This is a genomic window from Pseudomonas sp. GQ91 (assembly GCF_059758795.1).
Map to the genome: position 1 here is coordinate 1 of NZ_JCAXED010000065.1, position 377 is coordinate 377.

Sequence of the window (377 nt, forward strand, 5' to 3'; positions counted from 1 at the left end):
ATCAGCGTCACTTCGTCCATCGCCGTGTACTTCGGCGGCTCGGTGCCTTTGGTCACCCAGTCGAACATCATCTTCGCGGTGTTGTAGCCCTCGATGTGCGGGCTGGGCAGCATCGAGCCGAAGAAGCCGCTGTTGGCCTTCTTCAGTTCACCGATGGCATCGGTGCCGTTGATGCCGATACCGATCACGTTGGCGGCGGCAAACCCGGCGCTTTCGGTGGCGCGCACGCCGCCCAGCACCGTGTTGTCGTTCATGCCGCCGATAATCAGGTTCTTCACGCCGCTGGGCAGCTTGACCAGGGCCGAGTTGGTGGCGTCCATGCTGCCGGGGACGTCCAGGGTTTTGAGGGCCGTGGTGAGGATATGGTCCTCGGGAAT

The 377-nt window shown here is 62.6% G+C and carries 1 protein-coding gene; it reads right to left on the reverse strand.

All coding sequences use genetic code 11. The features are described 5' to 3' along the window. The coding region (locus tag AC6CIA_RS26430) for a type 1 periplasmic-binding domain-containing protein (protein WP_498316106.1) at positions 1-377 on the reverse strand (377 nt) is incomplete at both ends.